We start from the raw sequence: 16,091 nt of genomic DNA, 5'->3' as shown, positions 1-16,091 counted from the left end.
CTATAAGTACTTGATTTGTTTCTTGGTGTTGCGTGGTGGCGTATTGCCAGACGAGTGGGCCGCTAGTTCTAGAAAACCTGCTTTAACTATGAAGAAGCGACATTCGCTCAACAAGAAGCGATTGCGCGGTGGTCACATTTGGCGCCGGGGAGAGGACATTCGATTAACCGTGGCTAGGGCGGTTTGAAATGGCATGCGTTGAGGATGGGGTGATGGAACTACCAGATGCGAACCCGCAAGCGGAACACTGAGGAAGCACTATCCAGCAAGCAGAACAACAGCGACACAACACGGCGAACATTCCTGAAATTATCAGCGGCTGCCCTGGCAGTACCCTGGCTCCCGGCGAGCAAGCCCAGCCAAGCCGTTGAATGGGTCACCACGCCGCAACCGATCTTTCCGCCCAGCCCGAAGACCCGGCCCTGGATGGAGGAGCTGCCGCAGGTCATCGTTCCGGTGGCGCATACCGATGCCTTGGTTCCGCCGCCTACCATCGAGCCCAACGTCTCGGCAGGAGAGGCGGGGCGTGACGCGCATCAGCGCTACGAAGAACTGACCGGCGCGCTGGGCGCGCCGGAGCTTTATGAGCTGCGCGTGGTGCAGAATGCAGAGTGGGTGACCCACCCAGACCTGCCCAAGCAGAAAGTCTGGGCGTATCGCGGCAGTAACCCCGATGCGACCGTCCCGGCGACCATCTTTGCCGAATACGGTGCGCCGGTGATCTGTCGCATCTACAACGACCTGCCGCCGGATCACGTCGGTTTCGGTACGCCGGAAATCTCAACGCACTTGCACAACGCGCACACCCCCTCGGAGAGCGACGGATTTCCGGGCGACTACTACAGCATCAATGAGGCGGGGCCAACGCTGAACCGCTCCGGCCCGGAGCAGGGCCGAGGGACGTTCAAGGATCACTTCTACCCCAATATCTATGCCGGCTACGATGAGTTGCAAAACGGTATCGGCGACTATCGGGAGGCGTTGGGAACGCTCTTCTATCACGACCACACGCTGGACTACACCGCGCCCAACGTCTATCGCGGGCTGATTGGTTTCTACCTGCTGTTCGACCATATCGATTCCGGCGATGAACGCGATCCGCGCCCGAGCGCCCTGCGGCTTCCCAGCCATCCCTACGACTACCCTCTGGCATTCGGTGATCGTCGATTTACGCCGTTGCCCGACGGGCAGCTGTTCTACGACCAGCTCCATGCCGAGGGCGTCCTGGGTGACAAGGTGGTGATCAACGGCAAGATCGAACCGGTGCTGCGGGTCGCGGCCCGCAAGTACCGCCTGAGATTGCTGAACAGCGGCCCCAGCCGTTTCTACGACCTGTACCTGGTGAATTCGCGCAATGCGGTTCAGCGATTCACCTACATCGCCAACGACGGCAACCTGCTTCCCGAAGCGCTGTTCAACTTCACCCACGTCCGGCTTGGCGTGGCGGAGCGGGCCGACATAATCGTCGACTTCTCGAAGTACCCCATTGGCACCGAACTCTACCTGACCAACCGGCTGCGCCAGGAGAGCACGCGCAAACCCAAGGACTCCAAAGCCCCCGGCACCCGCGTCATGAAGTTCATCGTCGATCGCCATCCACCTGAGCAGGACCTGAGCCAGGTGCCCCGGTACTTGCGCCCATTGCCGGATATGCCGTCGCCCGAAGAGCTGGAAAGTTTGCCGGTTCGGCGTTGGGAGTTCGATCGGCGCAATGGGTTGTGGCAGGTCAATCGACAACTGGTAGATGTCAACCGGCCAAGGGCGCGGGTTCGCCAGGGGAGCGCGGAAATCTGGGAGTTCGCCAGCACGGGAGGTGGCTGGTCGCACCCGATTCACTCGCACTTCGAGGAGGGGATCATGCTCAAGAAGTTGGTCGATGGCGTCGAAGTACCGATTCCATTGCACGAGCGAGGTCGCAAGGATTCCTTCGTGCTCGACCAGACCATGACGATGGTCGTGTTTTTTCGCTTTCGGGATTTCAAGGGCAAGTACGTCATGCACTGTCACAACGTGATCCACGAGGACCACGCGATGATGATCCGCTGGGACCTCGAAGGTGATGAAGATGACAACGAAGAACCGAGTGCCTAGGAGTGTCGAGCCATGAACACGAGAAGAAATCTGCTGGTGAGTGCCGGACTCCTGGGTGTGGCCGGAGTGGGGATTGCGCTCGGGTTGGGCGCTACTCAGGGCGCGCGGGCGGATCGCCCCAACCGTACGGCCAGTCAATTGCCCAACGTGATGCTCACCAATCAATACGGCAAGCGTGTGCGCTTCTACGATGACCTGATTCGCGGGAAGGTCGTGGCGATCAACATGATGTACACCTCCTGCGCCGGCATCTGCCCCACCGCGACCGCCAACCTGAAACAGGTGCAACGACTCCTGGGCGCTCGCCTGGGGCGGCAGGTGCACCTGTACTCCATCACCCTGGCGCCCGAACTGGATACCCCGCAGACCCTTCGTGAGTACGCCGATCGACACGGCGTGGGACCCGGCTGGATGTTCCTGACCGGAGCTCCCGCAGATGTCGAGCAGGTGCGTTTCAGTCTGGGTTTCTACGATCCGGAACCGGAAGTGGACCGCGACAAGAACTCCCACTCCGGCATGCTGCGCATCGGCAACGACCGCTTTGAGCGCTGGACCATGGCGCCGGCAATGGGCTCGCCCGAGCAGATCCTGGGTACCATCGATCACGTTGACCCGGAGTTTTCCTATCGACATCGGGCGGTGTAGCGTTCGGCATCCGAGTCCTTTATCCAGGCAAGCTGAACGGGTGCCTCATCCGGCCGGGTCAAGCCATTCTCGTATCCGGGCCGGAGAGCTGGCGGGTGGGGCGTCGGTGGGCGTTTCGCGGGCGAATTCCCGCACCACCTCGATGAACGCCTTCATGCCGGCGGAAGGATGACGATTGGCCGGGTAGAAGAGGGCGAGTCCGGGGTAGCTCGGCATCCAGTCATCGAGCAGGCGCACCAGCTTGCCGCTGGCCAAGTGGGGCGCGACCGCGAACTCACCGAGCACCGCGATGCCGGCACCCTCCAGTGCGGCCTGCAGGGTGAGTGCCTGGCTGTTCAGGGTCAGTTGGCCGGGCATGTCCACCACCTCATGTTGGCCATCTTTCTCGAATTCCCATTTGAACAGCGTGCCTCCGGGAAAGCGGCGGCGTATGCACAGGTGCTGCAGCAGGTCCGTGGGGACGGTGGGGATGGACCTGCCCGCCAGGTAGGACGGCGAGGCGACCGCCGCGAGGCGCAGCGGCGGCGTGAAGGGCAGGGCGATCATGTCCTGTGGCACGCTCTCGAACAGGCGGATGCCGGCGTCAAAGCCATCGGCCACGATGTCCACCAGGGCATCGTCGGTGACCAGCTCCAGCTGCATGTCGGGATAGCGTTGAAGAAAGGTCAGCATGATGGGGCGCAGGGTCATCTGTGCCGCGCCTTCGGACGTATTGATGCGCAGGGTGCCACGTGGCGTCTCGCGGAAGCGATTGGCCGACTCCATGGCCGCTGCGATTTCCCGCAGGGCGGGATCGATGCGGGCAAGGAACTGTTCGCCGGCTTCGGAAAGCGAGACGCTGCGGGTTGTGCGGTGGAACAGCCGGACGCCCATGCGTTGTTCCAGGGCGGCAACGGCATGGCTGACCGCCGAGGGTGAAACCTGCAGCTCGGTGGCGGCGCGGCGGAAGCTACGGTGCTGCGCGACGGCGACAACTGCGTTGAGTTCGAGAAGTCCGGAGCGGTTCATTGTTCTGATTGGCTCATCAGCTCGTGCGGGATTGTCTGGCTTATCCAGAACAATAAGCGCCTTTAAGGTGGTTTCTCCACTACCTGTCGAGGATTCACTCATGAGCCAAACGGTCCTGATCACGGGAGCGTCCAGCGGTTTCGGCCTGCACAGCGCGAAGCTATTCGCCCGAGAGGGCTGGAACGTCGTTGCCACCATGCGTGACGTTCGTGCCGGCGAGGAACTGACCGACGTCGGCAATGTGCTGGTGACACGCCTGGACGTCCAGGAAGCGGCGAGCATCCATGAGGCCATTGCCGCCGGAATCGAGCGTTTTGGTGGCATCGATGTGCTGGTGAACAACGCGGGCTTCAGCCTGTATGGCGTTTTCGAGTCACTGACGCCGGAGAAAATCCGCGAACAGTTCGATGTGAACCTGTTCGGCGTGATGGACGTGACCCGCGCCATCCTGCCGCACTTCCGCACCCGCAAGCGCGGCACACTCATCAACATCAGCTCCGGTGCCGGTGTGTTCGGCCTGCCGATGATTTCTGCCTACAACGCCAGCAAGTTCGCGCTGGAAGGCTTCTCCGAGTCCCTGTCCTACGAACTGTTGTCGCAGAACATCCTCGTCAAACTGGTGGAGCCGGGTGGGGTGCTGGACACCAAGTTCTCCGCCCGGCTGGCAGCCGAGGCCAGCCAGGTCGATACGCCAGAGGACTATGCAGGGTTCGTCGCGGCGGCCGAGCGGGTGTTCGACGGCTTGCGCGCCAACCGCCTGGCCAGCTCCGAAGATGTGGCACGGGTGATCCTGCAGGCCGCCAATGATCGCAGCGACCGCCTGCGCTATGTGGCGACCGAGGATATCCAGCCCCTGGTCAGGGCCCGTCGCGAAACCTCGGAAGAGGCCTACATGGCGCTGATGCGCGAGCGGCTCATGCCCATGTCAGTCCGCAGATCGGGCTGAGGAACCCAGCCCAACGATGCAGCGCCTGAACCGGTCTTCAACGGGGCGCTGCTCAGATTGCTCTGCACGCGCTCGGTCAGCGATGCGCGATTGATCCGCCGCGCAAGGGGGATGACGCACTTTTCATCCGCCAGGCAAGGGCAACGCCAGACAACCAGACTCAGCTGAGAAGCCCGATGGCCGCGCTGTGCATGAAGCCGATTCCAGCCTGGCGCAGCTGGACTGCTCAGCCTGATGGCGCTATAAATTGTACAAGATTGTCATTTGTACAATTTATAATGACGTTCACGTTACGGCAGTTGGAGGATCGAGGTGGCACTAATCAGGCTGCCTAAGCGCATGTTTCCGACGGTGAGCGGTTTGGCCCTGACGCTATGGCTGGGCACGACAGCGGCGCTGGCGGACTGGCGTGACGACTTGCCAGGGGCGCGGTCTGTTGGCACTGGCCAGTTCAAGTGGTTTGGCATTGCAGTCTACGAAGCGAGGCTCTGGAGCCGGGACTCGAGCCCAACCTTGGATCAGCCTTTCGCCCTGGAGCTGACCTACCGCCGTGAGATCAAGCGTGACGCGTTGGTCGAGACCAGCCTGGACGAGATACGCCGGCTCGGTGGTGAAAGTCTCGACCAGAAGCGCTTGTCACGCTGGGCGTATGAAATGCGCGAAGCCTTTGTCGATGTGGCTCCCGGCCAGAGCATCACTGGCCTGTACTTGCCAGGCCGGGGGTGTCGCTTCTATGTGGATGGGCAGTTGAGTCGAGAGGTGGAGGACCCGGATTTCGCCCGTGCCTTCTTTGCAATCTGGCTGGACCCGCGCACTCGCAACCCCGAGCTGCGACGCCGACTACTTGGCCTTGAGGTCGCTGCCGAATGAATCGCTTGCCCAGCAGGCCCGTGCTGCGGCTCCTGATCAGTTTGTGCTTGAGAAATGCTCAGTCTTCAGTCGATGGATGATGGTTACCGTGCCTTGGTCATTGGCGCGAGTGGCGCATTGGGGACCGCCTTCTGCGAGCTACTGCGCGAAGACCCACGCTGCGCCACTGTGCGCAAGCTGGGGCGTGGAAGCTCGCCCCGGCTTGATCTGGAAGATCCGCCGAGCATCGCTCGGGCCGCTGCCGAGCTTTCAGCCGAAGGGCCATATCAGTTGATCCTGCTCACCGCGGGCCTGTTGCACCGTGCCGGCGTGAACCCGGAAAAGTGCCTGGCCGCGCTCGAGGCAGACGCCTTGCAGGCCGTGTTCCAGGTCAATGCACTCGGGCCGGCACTGGTACTGCGCCATTTCCTACCGTTGCTGCATGCAAGGGGCACGATGGCGCTGCTCTCCGCGAAGGTGGGGAGTATCGGCGACAACCGCCTGGGTGGCTGGTACGCCTACCGGGCTTCCAAGGCGGCGTTGAACATGCTGGTGAAGACCGCGGCCATCGAGTTGGCCCGCAACCGACCTCAGGCGCGCCTGTTCAGCCTGCACCCCGGTACGGTGATTTCCAGACTGTCCGAGCCGTTTCGAGGCGCGGCGCTAGCACGTCCGGCGCAACAGGCAGCAGCAGATCTGCTGAGCCTTATCGACCGCCTTGGGCCTGCTGAGAGCGGAGGCTTTTTTGCCTACGACGGCGAGCGCCTACCCTGGTGAGCGTGGAAAAAGCATGAGCCTGAAAGCGCTGGTCATTCCGAATGCCTGGTCGAGGCCTTGCGAGCCCGAGACGCTGTTGCTGGCTTGCGGTTGCGTTCTTGCGTTGCAGCAGGCGGTCCGCCTATGACGGTGCCTGCCCGTCGCCTCGGTCTGGTGCTCGGCGACCAGCTGTCGTTCGACCTGAGCCTGTTCGACGCCCTGGACCCCCGGCAAGACGCATTGCTGATGGCTGAGGTGGACGCCGAAGCGCGTTACGTGGCTCACCACCCTCAGAAGATCGCTCTGATATTCAGCGCCATGCGGCACTTCGCCGAAGCGCTGCGCGAACGCGGCTGGCATGTGATCTATGTGCGCCTGGACGATGACGGCAATAGCGGCAGCCTGCCGGGGGAGCTGTGCCGTTGGATGGAGACATTGGGAGCCAGGGAGGCGCATATCACCGAGTGCGGTGAATGGCGTCTGGAGCAGGCGCTCAAGGACTCCGGCCTGCCGCTGGTGTGGCACGCCGACCGACGCTTCCTGTGCTCTCGACAGGCATTCGCACGCTGGGCCAGCGGCCGCGAGCAGTTGCGGATGGAGCACTTCTACCGCGGGATGCGCAAACGTACCGGCCTCCTGCTGGAACCAGACGGCAGTCCGCTGGGCGGCACCTGGAATCTCGATGCGGAGAACCGCAGAACGTTGCCGCGTGGCCTGCGTGGCCCGTTCCCCACGAGCTTCGAAGCGGATCCGATGACCCGAGAAGTGCTGGCGCTGGTCCGGGCGAGATTCCGCGACCATTACGGCAACCTGGACGCCTTCGACTACCCGGTGACCCACGCCGACGCACAAGTACTGTGGCAGCACTTTCTCGACTTCTCTCTGGCCGCCTTTGGCGATTACCAGGACGCCATGGCCACCGGCGAGCCGTTTCTGTTCCACGCGAGAATCAGCGCTGCGCTGAACATCGGCCTGCTCGATGTGCGCCAACTGTGCGCGGATGTTGAAGCGGCCTACCGCCGAAAGCAGGTGCCCCTGAATGCCGCCGAGGGATTCATTCGCCAACTCATCGGCTGGCGCGAGTACGTGCGCGGCATCTACTGGCTGCGCATGCCCGAATACGCCGAACTCAACGCATTCGGTAATCTCCGCCCGCTGCCGGAGTTCTACTGGACGGGCGCCACCGACATGCGCTGCATGGCCCAGGTGATAGGCCAAACCCTCGAGTTGGGTTATGCCCATCACATCCAGCGACTCATGGTGACCGGCAACTTCGCGCTGCTCGCCGGCATCGCCCCCAAGGCCATCTGCGAGTGGTACCTGGCGGTCTACCTGGATGCCTTCGACTGGGTCGAACTCCCGAATACCTTGGGCATGGTGATGCACGCCGACGGCGGGTACCTTGGCTCCAAGCCCTATTGCGCGAGCGGCCGCTACATCCAGCGAATGTCGGATTACTGCAAGGGATGCCGCTACCGGGTTGACGAGGCAACGGGGCCGCAAGCTTGCCCTTTCAATGCGCTCTACTGGCACTTCCTCATGCGCCACCGCGATCGCCTGGGGGAAAACCCGCGCCTGGCCATGGTTTATCGCAATTTGCTGAACATGGATGAAGCGCGCCGCGAGGCACTCTGGTTGCGCGGCGAGGAACTGCTGGTGCGGCTGGATGCCGGAGAGGCCCTGTGAAGAAAGCTGAACTGCCGAGCAAGGTGTGCCCGGTCTGCGACCGCCCGTTCTTCTGGCGCCGGCGTTGGCTGCGCTGCTGGAACGAGGTTCGCTACTGCTCGGAACGGTGCCGTCGCTCAGCGCGCGCCCGACAGGCGGAACGCCAGCGGCATCCAGGCAGCCCATAGCGGAGCCAGAACCAGCGCCGTACCGGCGATGCCAAGCGGCAGTGAAACGTCAGCCAATGGCGCGCCTGCGCAGTAGGCCAGTGGGCCGCCGATTCCCCCGAGTAGCATGCCTCGCCAGGCTGGCCGCGCCGCCCAGGCCAGGCTGTGGCGCAGGCCGCAGGCAAATACCAGCCAGAGCAGGACAAGCCAGATCGGAAGAGGGAACTGGCCGAAGTCGAATACACCCAATGCGCCAAGCACCGTGTCCATCGCACAGCCACCCAGGGTCACGCGCAGCAATGCGCCAGCCTCCGCCCGGGGAAGGGGGCACAGTGCCAAATGCGCGAGCAGTCCGGCGGCGACTGCGAACAACAACCAGGAATGCTGTGCGCCGAGCACGCACCCCCACCAGCCCAATTGCAGCCAGAGCGCGTTGCCCAGCAGCCAGGCCCGGCCCATGACTCGGCCTACAGCCGTTCCAGCAGGGGCGCGCTGCGAGAGGCCGGGCCTGCCCAGAGCAACTGGGCAACGCCAATGGCGCGCTCTTCGAAGCCGCCTTCGCAGTAGCACAGGTAGAACTCCCAGAGGCGCTGAAAGGTCTCGTCGTAGCCGAGCTCCAGTAAGGCCTGGCGTGATTGCCGGAGGTTGTCGTGCCATAGCCGCAAGGTGCGGGCATAGTGCAGGCCGAAGTCTTCCATGTGCAGAAGGTTGAGCTGAGTCTCGGCGCTGGCCGTCTGCAGCATCTTGGTCAGCGAGGGCAGGGCACCGCCAGGGAAGATGTAGCGCTGGATGAAATCCACCGAGCGGCGCGCCTGTTCGTAGCGCTGGTCGCGGATGGTGATGGCTTGCAGCAGCATCAGGCCGTCGTCCTTGAGCAGCCCAGCGCAACGACGGAAGTATTCGGGAAGGTAGCGGTGGCCGACCGCTTCGATCATCTCGATGGATACCAGCTTGTCGTAGCGCCCTTCGAGATCGCGGTAGTCCTCACGCAACACGCGGATGTGCTGCTGCAGGCCCTGTGCCTCGACACGTCTTAGGGTGTGCGCGTACTGCGCTTCTGACAGGGTGGTGGTGGTCACCTGGCAGCCGTAGTGGCTGGCAGCGTAAAGCGCGAGGCTGCCCCAGCCGGTACCGATCTCCAGCAAGTGGTCGCCTGGGCGCAGGTCGAGCTTGCGGCAAATGCGTTCGAGCTTGTTCAACTGAGCCGCTTCCAGGCCCTGCTCGGCGCTTTCGAACATGGCGGCGGAGTACATCATGGTGGGGTCGAGCAAGCGTTCGAACAGCGCGTTGCCCAGGTCATAGTGCGCCATGATGTTGCGGCGCGAACCGCTTCGGTTGTTGCGATTGAGCCAGTGCAGCAACCGCAGCATCGGGCGGCCCAGCCGCGCCAGGCCGCCCTCCATGGCGTCGAGCACGGCAAGGTTGGCGACGAACAAGCGGGTCACTGCAGCCAGATCGGGGCTGCGCCAGTAACCCAGGATGTAAGCCTCGCCAGCGCCTATCGAGCCATTGCTGGCGACCAGCCCCCAGACCGCGTCGTCCAGGACTTCGACTTCGGCCTGCAGCAGGCTGGCCGGATCGCCGAAACCCAGTTGCTCGCCGCGAAACAGAATCCGCAGGTGGCCATGGCGCAGTCGACGCAATTGGGCGAGGACGGCCTGCTTGAAAAGGCCGCCTGCGAGCGGGCTGAGGTTGCCGGCTTTGCTAGCGCTCAGAGTGGGATCGGGCATGCGTGGAGTCCTCGTTGGCGGGGTGGCCGACGCTCAGGTGGCGCTCGCTGGCCTGGTGATCGTGTAAGGGGGTGCCTTTGAGCAGCAGCCGCAGGGCCTGCCAGTAGATGGCGGTCAAGGTGCGCAGGGACATCCACGGGAAGGCCAGGACGTGACGGCGCAGTCCTGCAGCGTCGAGTGCCTGGCGCTGCAAGCTGAGGCTGGCCTCGAACAGCTTTTCCCCATCGCGCCAGTTCTCCATGTGCACGCGAAGGTGCGAGCCCTCGGCCAGGAAACGCATGCGGTAATCCATGTCCTGTGACAGGAAGGGCGAGACGTGGAAGGCCTTGGCCACCCGAAATTCGGTCGCCTCTCCGGGGTGGACCGGCAGCACGTAGTGGTGACGTTCCCGCCAGGGGGTGTTGCGCACCTCACAGAGAATCGCCGCCAGCCGCCCTGTGTCGTCATGGCAGAAGTAGACGCTCACCGGGTTGAACGACAGGCCCCAGCTGCGCGGCTGGGTCAGCACGTGGATGGCGCCTTGAGGGGCGGCGCCCAGCGCGTCGCGCAGCAGCTCCCGCACGGCCTCGGCCAGGGGGATGCCGGCGCGAGTCCAGGCTGGCAGGTAGTCGCGCTCACGCCAGCATAACGGCGCCAGGCGCCAGGGCCGCAGAAGGTGCGACATGTTCAGCACCTGTTCTTGCTCCGCAAGGTCCAGGTAGAGCATTCCGATGGGATAGCGGAAGGTGTGCGGGCGGGGCGCGAAGCGCCGATGGCTGACCCAACCGCGACAGAGGCTGCTGTTCACAGCGTTTCACCGAAATGGGCGGCGACCTTGAGTGCGCTCACCACGCCATCTTCGTGAAAGCCGTTGCCCCAGTAAGCCCCACAGAAGTAACTGTGCTGCTGGCCTTGCAGGCTTTCCTGGCTGGATTGAGCGGCAATCGCCGCGTGGCTGTACTGAGGGTGTGCGTACTCGAAACGTGCCAGCACCTTGGCCGGGTCGACCGCTGCGCCCTGGTTCAGGCTGACGCAGAAGGTCACCGGCGCGTCCAGGCCTTGCAGGATGTTCATGTTGTAGGTCAGCGTGGCTGGAGAACCCGGTGGGCCGCCCAGCCGATAGTTCCAACTCGCCCACGCCTTTTGCCGCCTTGGCAGCAGGCTGTCGTCGGTGTGCAGGAGCACCTCATTGCAGGCGTAGTTCAAAGCGCCAAGTACCTTTCGCTCATTCAGGCTTGGGGCCTCGAGCAGGGACAGGGCCTGATCGCTGTGGCAGGCCAATACCACCTTGTCGAAGCGCTCCCATCCCGTAGCACTGAGCACGCGCACGCCGTCGACGCTCCGGCTGACTCGCTGCACTGCACAACCAAGCCGCAGGCCTGTTCGGAAACCGGCGCATAGCGGCTCGATGTAGCTGCGCGAGCCGCCCTCGATCACCCGCCACTGCGGGCGATCGCTGATCGAAAGCAAGCCGTGGTTGTGGAAGAAGCGCACGAAGAACTGCAGCGGGAAATCAAGCATCTGTGCCCGCGACATCGACCAGATGGCCGAGCCCATCGGAACGATGTAGTGCTCGATGAAGCGCTGCCCGTAGCCGCGCATCTGCAAGTAATCACCCAGCCGGGTGGCGGGGTCGATGCGCTGTTCGTGCAGGCTGGCCGGTGCCTCGCGGTTGAAGCGCAGAATGTCGCGCAGCATCGCCCAGAAGGCCGGCGACAACAGATTGCGGCGCTGTACGAAGAGACTGTCCAGGTCGCGGCCGTTGTATTCAAGGCCACTGGCCGGATCATGCACCGAGAAGCTCATTTCGGTAGGCCGCGAGGCCACGCCCAGTTGCTCCAGCAGGCGGATGAAGTTCGGGTAGGTCCAGTCGTTGAACACGATGAAACCGGTGTCGACCGCATAGCTTCGCCCCTGCCACTCGACGTCGACGGTATGGGTGTGGCCGCCGACCCAATGGGAGGCTTCGAACACCGTCACTTCATGGCGACGCGCCAGCAGGTGCGCGCAGGTGAGGCCGGATATACCGCTGCCGATAATTGCGATGCGCACGATTCAGTCCATTTGTTGAGGGCGTGCCAGACGTCGTCCCAGCGCCAGGCGCCAGCGCACCGGAAGGCTGCCGAACAGGCGAATGGCAAGGATGAAGGGCTGCGGGAAGTTGATCTCAAGAGGCCGATTCCGCAGGCGAGTGGCGATACGTCTGGCTGCGCGCGGTGCTGACCAGCACATGGGCATGGGAAAGTCGTTGCGGCGAGTGAGCGGGGTGTCGACGAAACCGGGGCTGACCAGGGTTACGTCGATGCCTTCGGCGGCAAGGTCGATGCGCAGGGACTCGATGAGATAACGCAGCGCCGCCTTGGACGCGCCGTAGGCCCCCGCACGCGGTAGAGCCAGCCAGGTCACCGCGCTGCCAATGACAACCAGGTGCGGGCGCTTGCCGCGGCGAAGCAGAGGCAACGCCGCCTGTACACAGTGGCTGGCGCCGAGCAGGTTGGTGCGAACCACTCGCTCCACCAGCTCAGTGTCGAAGTGCCCCGGCTCCAGATATTCGCAGGTGCCGGCATTGAGGATCACCAGATCCAGGGCACCCCACGTGCGTTCGATTTGCCGGCCGATCTCTGCGACCTGCTGCCATTCGTTGATATCGCCTGCTACAAGCAGAACCTGGCTGGGAAAGCGCGCGGCCAGTGCCTGCAAAGGCGCAATCTGGCGGGCACTCAAGGCCAGTTGATGACCCTCTTCGAGCAGGATTTCCGCCAGCGCCGCCCCTATGCCGCTGCTGCCGCCAGTCAGCCAGATGCGGCTCATGCGAGCCTCCGCTTGAGCCAGGCAATCAGCCGCCCCATCAAGGGCAGGTGTTCGTAAAGGAGAGCCCCGGCGTCGAAGTAGTCGTGGTGCAGGTAAACCCGCTCGCGCCAGCGCAGATAGCTGCAGCCCTCCACCTGGATGACGGCACCTCCGGCCAAGCGCGGGTGACGAAAGCACAGGGTCCAGCGAAGGTAGCCTTGATCGGGGCCTGCTTCATTGAAGCCCTGGAATTCGTAATGCAGATCCTGGACGCCGGCATACATCTGCCCGAAGTACTGTCGAAGCGCGGGGAGGCCATTCAGGCTGTGTAGCGGATCGCGGAACTGCACATCCGGGGTGTACAACTCCTCCAGCGCGCCCAAGCGGTTCGCATCCAGCGTGGAGAACGACTGCGCAAAGCGTTGCAAGAAAACAGACATCCCGGTGTCTCCTTAATATTTGTACATCATGTGATGTTTGTACAATATTTTAGGAGCGTAACGCGAAATTTGTACAAGTCAAAGTGCTTTATAAGAGGCCGGCGTGGTGATGACGCGGAAACCCCTCGCCCGAGCGCACTAAGCAGGATTGGTGGAGGAACGAAGCCCAACGCTCCGTCAGGAACGTTGGGCTTCGCTTTGCTCGGACCAACCTACGGGGGCACCGATTGTCCTGGGCGGCGCCGTAGCACGATGGACCCAGGTCACTTCAGATGGTCTGGCCGCCTGACACTTCGATTCGCTGAGCGGTAACCCAGCGATTGTCCGGGCTCAGCAAGCTCGCCACCATCGGGCCGACATCATCCGACACACCTACCCGGCCCAACGCCGTCATATCGGCGAACTGCTTGTTCAGGTCAGGGAGGTCGCGCACCGCGCCACCCAGGAAATCGGTCTCGATGGCTCCGGGAGCCACAGTGTTTACCGCAATGCCACGGCTGCCGAACTCCTTGGCCATATAAACCGTGAGGACCTCGACTGCGCCTTTGGCCGCCGAATAGGCAGAGAAGCCTGCGACCGATACACGGGTCAGACCTGACGAGAAATTCACGATTCGCCCACCATCCTCGATCAGTGGGAGCAACGCCTGGGTCAGGAAGAAGACGCCTTTCACGTGTGTGTTGAACAGCGCGTCGAACTGCGCTTCGGTTGTGTCGGCGATGGACGCCATCTCGCCCTGGCCGGCGTTGTTGATGAGATGGTCAAAGGTGCTGCGGTTCCAGGTGGTGGACAGTGCCTCGGCGACGGTGTTGGCGAAGGCCGTGAAGGACGAGACGTCAGTGACGTCCAGTTGCAGCGCTACCGCTTTGCGTCCGAGCGCCTCGATCTCGGCGACTACGGCTTTGGCTTCCTCGGCGCCGTTGCGGTAGGTAAGGATGACGTCGCCGCCATGGCGGGCGATGCTGACAGCGGTGTTGCGGCCAAGGCCACGGTTGGCGCCGGTGATAATCGAGATGGTGGTCATCGGGGTCTCCTGGGGTGGACGTTGCAGGTGCTGCAACTATGGGGAGCGATGACCTTTCCAGGTTGCGTGATTATCGACATGTCTTGCCTATTAATACGAGGCAGCACTTGCACATGAAGATCACGCAGGTATCTCAAGAAGACTTAACCACTTCCTTTGCCTATTCCTATTTGGTTGTTGCCAATTCTTCCGGCTCGTATTGATCTGTATCGACTTACCGGCAAGATTCCATTCATGACGAACAATCTGCTCGAAGCCGCACGCCGCTATGCCGACGCGAACCACAGGAATGGAGTCGCGCAGACGCCATTTCCCGGACTGGTCATCCTCCGGGAGACGATGCCCACACCGCTGCAATATGCGATCTCGAAACCGCTGGTTGCCCTGGTACTTCAAGGGGGCAAGCGTGTCGCGATGGGCAGCAGCACCTTCGATTTCAGTGCAGGTGAGTCGCTGCTGATCACGACCGATGTGCCGACGGTCAGCCAGATCACCCGAGCCTCCCTCGGCGAGCCGTACTACTCCTTCGTCGTTGAGCTGGACCCTGCGCTGATCGAATCACTCGTGGTCGAGATGGGGGCGGCGCCCTTCTCCATTGGAGCGCCCGTCCGGGTGGAGCCGACCGACGCGGAGGTCGCGGACGCGGCGCGTCGCCTGATTCGCCTATTGGAACGCCCTGCCTCCGTTCCGGTGCTGGGGAAGCAACTCCTGCGCGAACTGCATTACTGGTTGCTGTCGGGCAAGCACGGCAGCGCGATTCGCTCACTCGGGGTCACCAACAGCCATGCCCAGCGCGTCGGCCGCGCAGTTGCCAGGATCCGTGCCGACTTCGCCAAGCCGTTACGAATGGAGCAACTTGCAGAAGCTGCAGGAATGAGCATTTCCGCGTTCCATGCCCACTTCCGCGCCATTACCTCGCTGACCCCGCTGCAGTTTCAAAAGCAGCTGCGGCTGATCGAAGCCAGGCGCTCCATGCTCGAAGGCACTGCGATCAGCAAAGCCGCGTCCGACGTCGGATACGAGAGCGTCCCGCAGTTCACACGGGAATACGGTCGAATGTTCGGCACCTCGCCCGCCAAGGACATTCGCGAAACCAGGGTGCACCTGCAGGCCTCGACCTGATGCTCTGCTAACGCAACAAGCTGCCCTTGACGAGCAAGGGGCCACGCACCGGGTACGTGGATTTGCCGTGGGCCGCTGGACGGTCGCAATCGGCGCATGATGTCTGCGCCTGCTTCACCGCCGCAGTTGTAGGAGCGAGCTTGCTCGCGAAAGATCGGCGCGGACTGTTCGCGAGCAAGCTCGCTCCTACAGAGACTTCATCCTGCTAGCCAATCACGTAGGGCGGGCGCTGCAACAGGTTCGGGCAGTCGCCAAAGTACAGCCACGCTTTGCCTTGCCAGTGCAGCACCTCGATTTTGCGGTCCTGCCACTGGATCAGCTCGCGGTGGGGGCCGTGGCCGTCGAAGCGTTCCTCTTCCCGCAGGCGCGGAATCACCTCATGGGTGAGCCATTGGCGGATGCAGCGGTTTTCCGGGTGGTAGTAGAGGATCAGCACCGCATAGACGCCGGACTCGCTGACCAGCAGCTCCTGCTCGAACTCGCCATGGCTGTTGCGCATCCAGGCGCGCTGAAATTGGTCTTCGTCCAGATTGCGCTGCACGCGCTCGGTCAGCGGTGCGTGGTTGATCAGCCGCGCCAGATCGCTGACGGCAAACCACGGCTCCTCATCCAGCAGCACTGCGCGCAATTGGCGCTTGTGGCGGATGAACCGGGCGGGCATCAGGACTTCGGCGTTGGCGGGAGGGGCGGGGTGAAACTGGGGGAACTCGGGCATATCCATTACCTCTGGTCGCTTCTTACGGCGTGATGGGAGTCGGGAGCTAAGAAACCCACCAGAGACGGGCCGGACATATTTCCCTTTCGGGTCTTGTATTAGTCCACTCCCGACAGAGCAGAGGTTTTGTGCGGGCGCGATTATGCCGCGAGCACAAAAAAGCC

The 16,091-nt window shown here is 62.9% G+C and carries 17 protein-coding genes; 8 read left to right on the top strand and 9 right to left on the bottom strand.

Translation table 11 applies throughout. From position 1 onward, the window contains the following. The first annotated feature begins 225 nt into the window (after nucleotides 1-225). Both G559_RS0121050 and G559_RS0121045 read left to right on the top strand, forming a co-directional pair. Entirely contained in the window at nucleotides 226-2,091 is a 1,866-nt protein-coding gene (locus G559_RS0121050) for a multicopper oxidase family protein (protein ID WP_028630140.1), read from the top strand. 12 nt (nucleotides 2,092-2,103) lie between these two features. Then, nucleotides 2,104-2,736 carry an SCO family protein gene (locus tag G559_RS0121045; protein WP_028630139.1) on the top strand — a complete coding sequence of 211 codons (633 nt, stop codon included), beginning with the start codon at nucleotides 2,104-2,106 and terminating at the stop codon, nucleotides 2,734-2,736. A 45-nt stretch (nucleotides 2,737-2,781) separates the two neighbouring features. Here G559_RS0121045 and G559_RS29170 read toward each other — a convergent pair whose 3' ends face one another. Then, nucleotides 2,782-3,744 carry a LysR family transcriptional regulator gene (locus G559_RS29170; protein ID WP_081668132.1) on the bottom strand — a complete coding sequence of 321 codons (963 nt, stop codon included), beginning with the start codon at nucleotides 3,742-3,744 and terminating at the stop codon, nucleotides 2,782-2,784. Between the two features lie 100 nt (nucleotides 3,745-3,844). Here G559_RS29170 and G559_RS0121035 point away from each other — a divergent pair, with 100 nt between their 5' ends. From G559_RS0121035 to G559_RS30060, 5 genes are all read left to right on the top strand, one after another. Then, entirely contained in the window at nucleotides 3,845-4,690 is an 846-nt protein-coding gene (locus tag G559_RS0121035) for an SDR family oxidoreductase (RefSeq protein ID WP_028630138.1), read from the top strand. A gap of 339 nt (nucleotides 4,691-5,029) precedes the next feature. After that, nucleotides 5,030-5,560 (top strand): chalcone isomerase family protein, encoded by a 531-nt coding sequence (locus G559_RS0121030; protein ID WP_028630137.1) that lies wholly within the window; start codon nucleotides 5,030-5,032, stop codon nucleotides 5,558-5,560. A 54-nt stretch (nucleotides 5,561-5,614) separates the two neighbouring features. Continuing rightward, on the top strand, nucleotides 5,615-6,316 hold the full coding sequence (locus G559_RS0121025) for an SDR family NAD(P)-dependent oxidoreductase (protein ID WP_028630136.1): 702 nt from the start codon (nucleotides 5,615-5,617) through the stop codon (nucleotides 6,314-6,316). Between the two features lie 123 nt (nucleotides 6,317-6,439). Next, nucleotides 6,440-7,981 carry a cryptochrome/photolyase family protein gene (locus tag G559_RS0121020; protein WP_028630135.1) on the top strand — a complete coding sequence of 514 codons (1,542 nt, stop codon included), beginning with the start codon at nucleotides 6,440-6,442 and terminating at the stop codon, nucleotides 7,979-7,981. Beyond that, on the top strand, nucleotides 7,978-8,148 hold the full coding sequence (locus G559_RS30060) for a DUF2256 domain-containing protein (protein WP_081668131.1): 171 nt from the start codon (nucleotides 7,978-7,980) through the stop codon (nucleotides 8,146-8,148). The genes G559_RS0121020 and G559_RS30060 overlap by 4 nt, the downstream gene beginning before the upstream one ends. On the opposite strand, the gene G559_RS0121015 is transcribed toward G559_RS30060, so the two are convergent. The 7 genes from G559_RS0121015 to G559_RS0120985 form a co-directional block, all read right to left on the bottom strand. Further along, on the bottom strand, nucleotides 8,098-8,586 hold the full coding sequence (locus tag G559_RS0121015) for a DUF2878 domain-containing protein (protein ID WP_028630134.1): 489 nt from the start codon (nucleotides 8,584-8,586) through the stop codon (nucleotides 8,098-8,100). The genes G559_RS30060 and G559_RS0121015 overlap by 51 nt on opposite strands. An 8-nt stretch (nucleotides 8,587-8,594) precedes the next feature. Beyond that, nucleotides 8,595-9,857, bottom strand: coding sequence for an SAM-dependent methyltransferase (locus tag G559_RS0121010; RefSeq protein WP_028630133.1), 1,263 nt, complete (start codon nucleotides 9,855-9,857; stop codon nucleotides 8,595-8,597). Then, nucleotides 9,832-10,644: a DUF1365 domain-containing protein gene (locus tag G559_RS0121005; protein ID WP_028630171.1), complete on the bottom strand. Its 813-nt coding sequence runs from the start codon at nucleotides 10,642-10,644 to the stop codon at nucleotides 9,832-9,834. Before G559_RS0121005 ends, G559_RS0121010 begins: the two co-directional genes overlap by 26 nt. Next, nucleotides 10,641-11,888 (bottom strand): NAD(P)/FAD-dependent oxidoreductase, encoded by a 1,248-nt coding sequence (locus tag G559_RS0121000; protein ID WP_028630132.1) that lies wholly within the window; start codon nucleotides 11,886-11,888, stop codon nucleotides 10,641-10,643. Before G559_RS0121000 ends, G559_RS0121005 begins: the two co-directional genes overlap by 4 nt. Nucleotides 11,889-11,891: 3 nt before the next feature. After that, nucleotides 11,892-12,647, bottom strand: a complete 756-nt coding sequence (locus G559_RS0120995; protein ID WP_028630131.1) for an SDR family NAD(P)-dependent oxidoreductase — start codon at nucleotides 12,645-12,647, stop codon at nucleotides 11,892-11,894. After that, the gene (locus G559_RS0120990; protein ID WP_028630130.1) at nucleotides 12,644-13,066 is read right to left on the bottom strand and encodes a nuclear transport factor 2 family protein; all 423 of its coding nucleotides are present in this window, start codon (nucleotides 13,064-13,066) and stop codon (nucleotides 12,644-12,646) included. The genes G559_RS0120995 and G559_RS0120990 overlap by 4 nt, the downstream gene beginning before the upstream one ends. Before the next feature lie 268 nt (nucleotides 13,067-13,334). Beyond that, nucleotides 13,335-14,090, bottom strand: a complete 756-nt coding sequence (locus G559_RS0120985) for an SDR family NAD(P)-dependent oxidoreductase (RefSeq protein ID WP_028630129.1) — start codon at nucleotides 14,088-14,090, stop codon at nucleotides 13,335-13,337. A gap of 234 nt (nucleotides 14,091-14,324) precedes the next feature. On the opposite strand from G559_RS0120985, the gene G559_RS0120980 reads away from it, so the two are divergent. Beyond that, nucleotides 14,325-15,212 (top strand): AraC family transcriptional regulator, encoded by an 888-nt coding sequence (locus tag G559_RS0120980; RefSeq protein WP_028630128.1) that lies wholly within the window; start codon nucleotides 14,325-14,327, stop codon nucleotides 15,210-15,212. A 205-nt stretch (nucleotides 15,213-15,417) separates the two neighbouring features. On the opposite strand, the gene G559_RS0120975 is transcribed toward G559_RS0120980, so the two are convergent. Next, entirely contained in the window at nucleotides 15,418-15,927 is a 510-nt protein-coding gene (locus G559_RS0120975) for a BRO-N domain-containing protein (RefSeq protein ID WP_245586528.1), read from the bottom strand. Between the last annotated feature and the right edge of the window lie 164 nt (nucleotides 15,928-16,091).

Origin of the sequence: Metapseudomonas resinovorans DSM 21078, assembly GCF_000423545.1 — a bacterium.
Taxonomy (GTDB): domain Bacteria; phylum Pseudomonadota; class Gammaproteobacteria; order Pseudomonadales; family Pseudomonadaceae; genus Metapseudomonas; species Metapseudomonas resinovorans.
This window is presented reverse-complemented; position numbering and strand designations above follow the sequence as displayed.

Excerpts from the sequence above, each read along its gene's own strand:
- G559_RS0120975 (WP_245586528.1), bottom strand. The coding sequence starts at position 15,927 with ATGCCCGAGTTCCCCCAGTTTCACCCCGCCCCTCCCGCCAACGCCGAA.
- G559_RS0120995 (WP_028630131.1), bottom strand. The coding sequence starts at position 12,647 with ATGAGCCGCATCTGGCTGACTGGCGGCAGCAGCGGCATAGGGGCGGCG.
- G559_RS0121030 (WP_028630137.1), top strand. The coding sequence starts at position 5,030 with ATGTTTCCGACGGTGAGCGGTTTGGCCCTGACGCTATGGCTGGGCACG.
- G559_RS0121020 (WP_028630135.1), top strand. The coding sequence starts at position 6,440 with ATGACGGTGCCTGCCCGTCGCCTCGGTCTGGTGCTCGGCGACCAGCTG.
- G559_RS0120985 (WP_028630129.1), bottom strand. The coding sequence starts at position 14,090 with ATGACCACCATCTCGATTATCACCGGCGCCAACCGTGGCCTTGGCCGC.
- G559_RS0121045 (WP_028630139.1), top strand. The coding sequence starts at position 2,104 with ATGAACACGAGAAGAAATCTGCTGGTGAGTGCCGGACTCCTGGGTGTG.
- G559_RS0121050 (WP_028630140.1), top strand. The coding sequence starts at position 226 with ATGCGAACCCGCAAGCGGAACACTGAGGAAGCACTATCCAGCAAGCAG.
- G559_RS0121025 (WP_028630136.1), top strand. The coding sequence starts at position 5,615 with ATGCTCAGTCTTCAGTCGATGGATGATGGTTACCGTGCCTTGGTCATT.
- G559_RS0120990 (WP_028630130.1), bottom strand. The coding sequence starts at position 13,066 with ATGTCTGTTTTCTTGCAACGCTTTGCGCAGTCGTTCTCCACGCTGGAT.
- G559_RS0121035 (WP_028630138.1), top strand. The coding sequence starts at position 3,845 with ATGAGCCAAACGGTCCTGATCACGGGAGCGTCCAGCGGTTTCGGCCTG.
- G559_RS29170 (WP_081668132.1), bottom strand. The coding sequence starts at position 3,744 with ATGAACCGCTCCGGACTTCTCGAACTCAACGCAGTTGTCGCCGTCGCG.
- G559_RS0120980 (WP_028630128.1), top strand. The coding sequence starts at position 14,325 with ATGACGAACAATCTGCTCGAAGCCGCACGCCGCTATGCCGACGCGAAC.
- G559_RS0121010 (WP_028630133.1), bottom strand. The coding sequence starts at position 9,857 with ATGCCCGATCCCACTCTGAGCGCTAGCAAAGCCGGCAACCTCAGCCCG.
- G559_RS0121015 (WP_028630134.1), bottom strand. The coding sequence starts at position 8,586 with ATGGGCCGGGCCTGGCTGCTGGGCAACGCGCTCTGGCTGCAATTGGGC.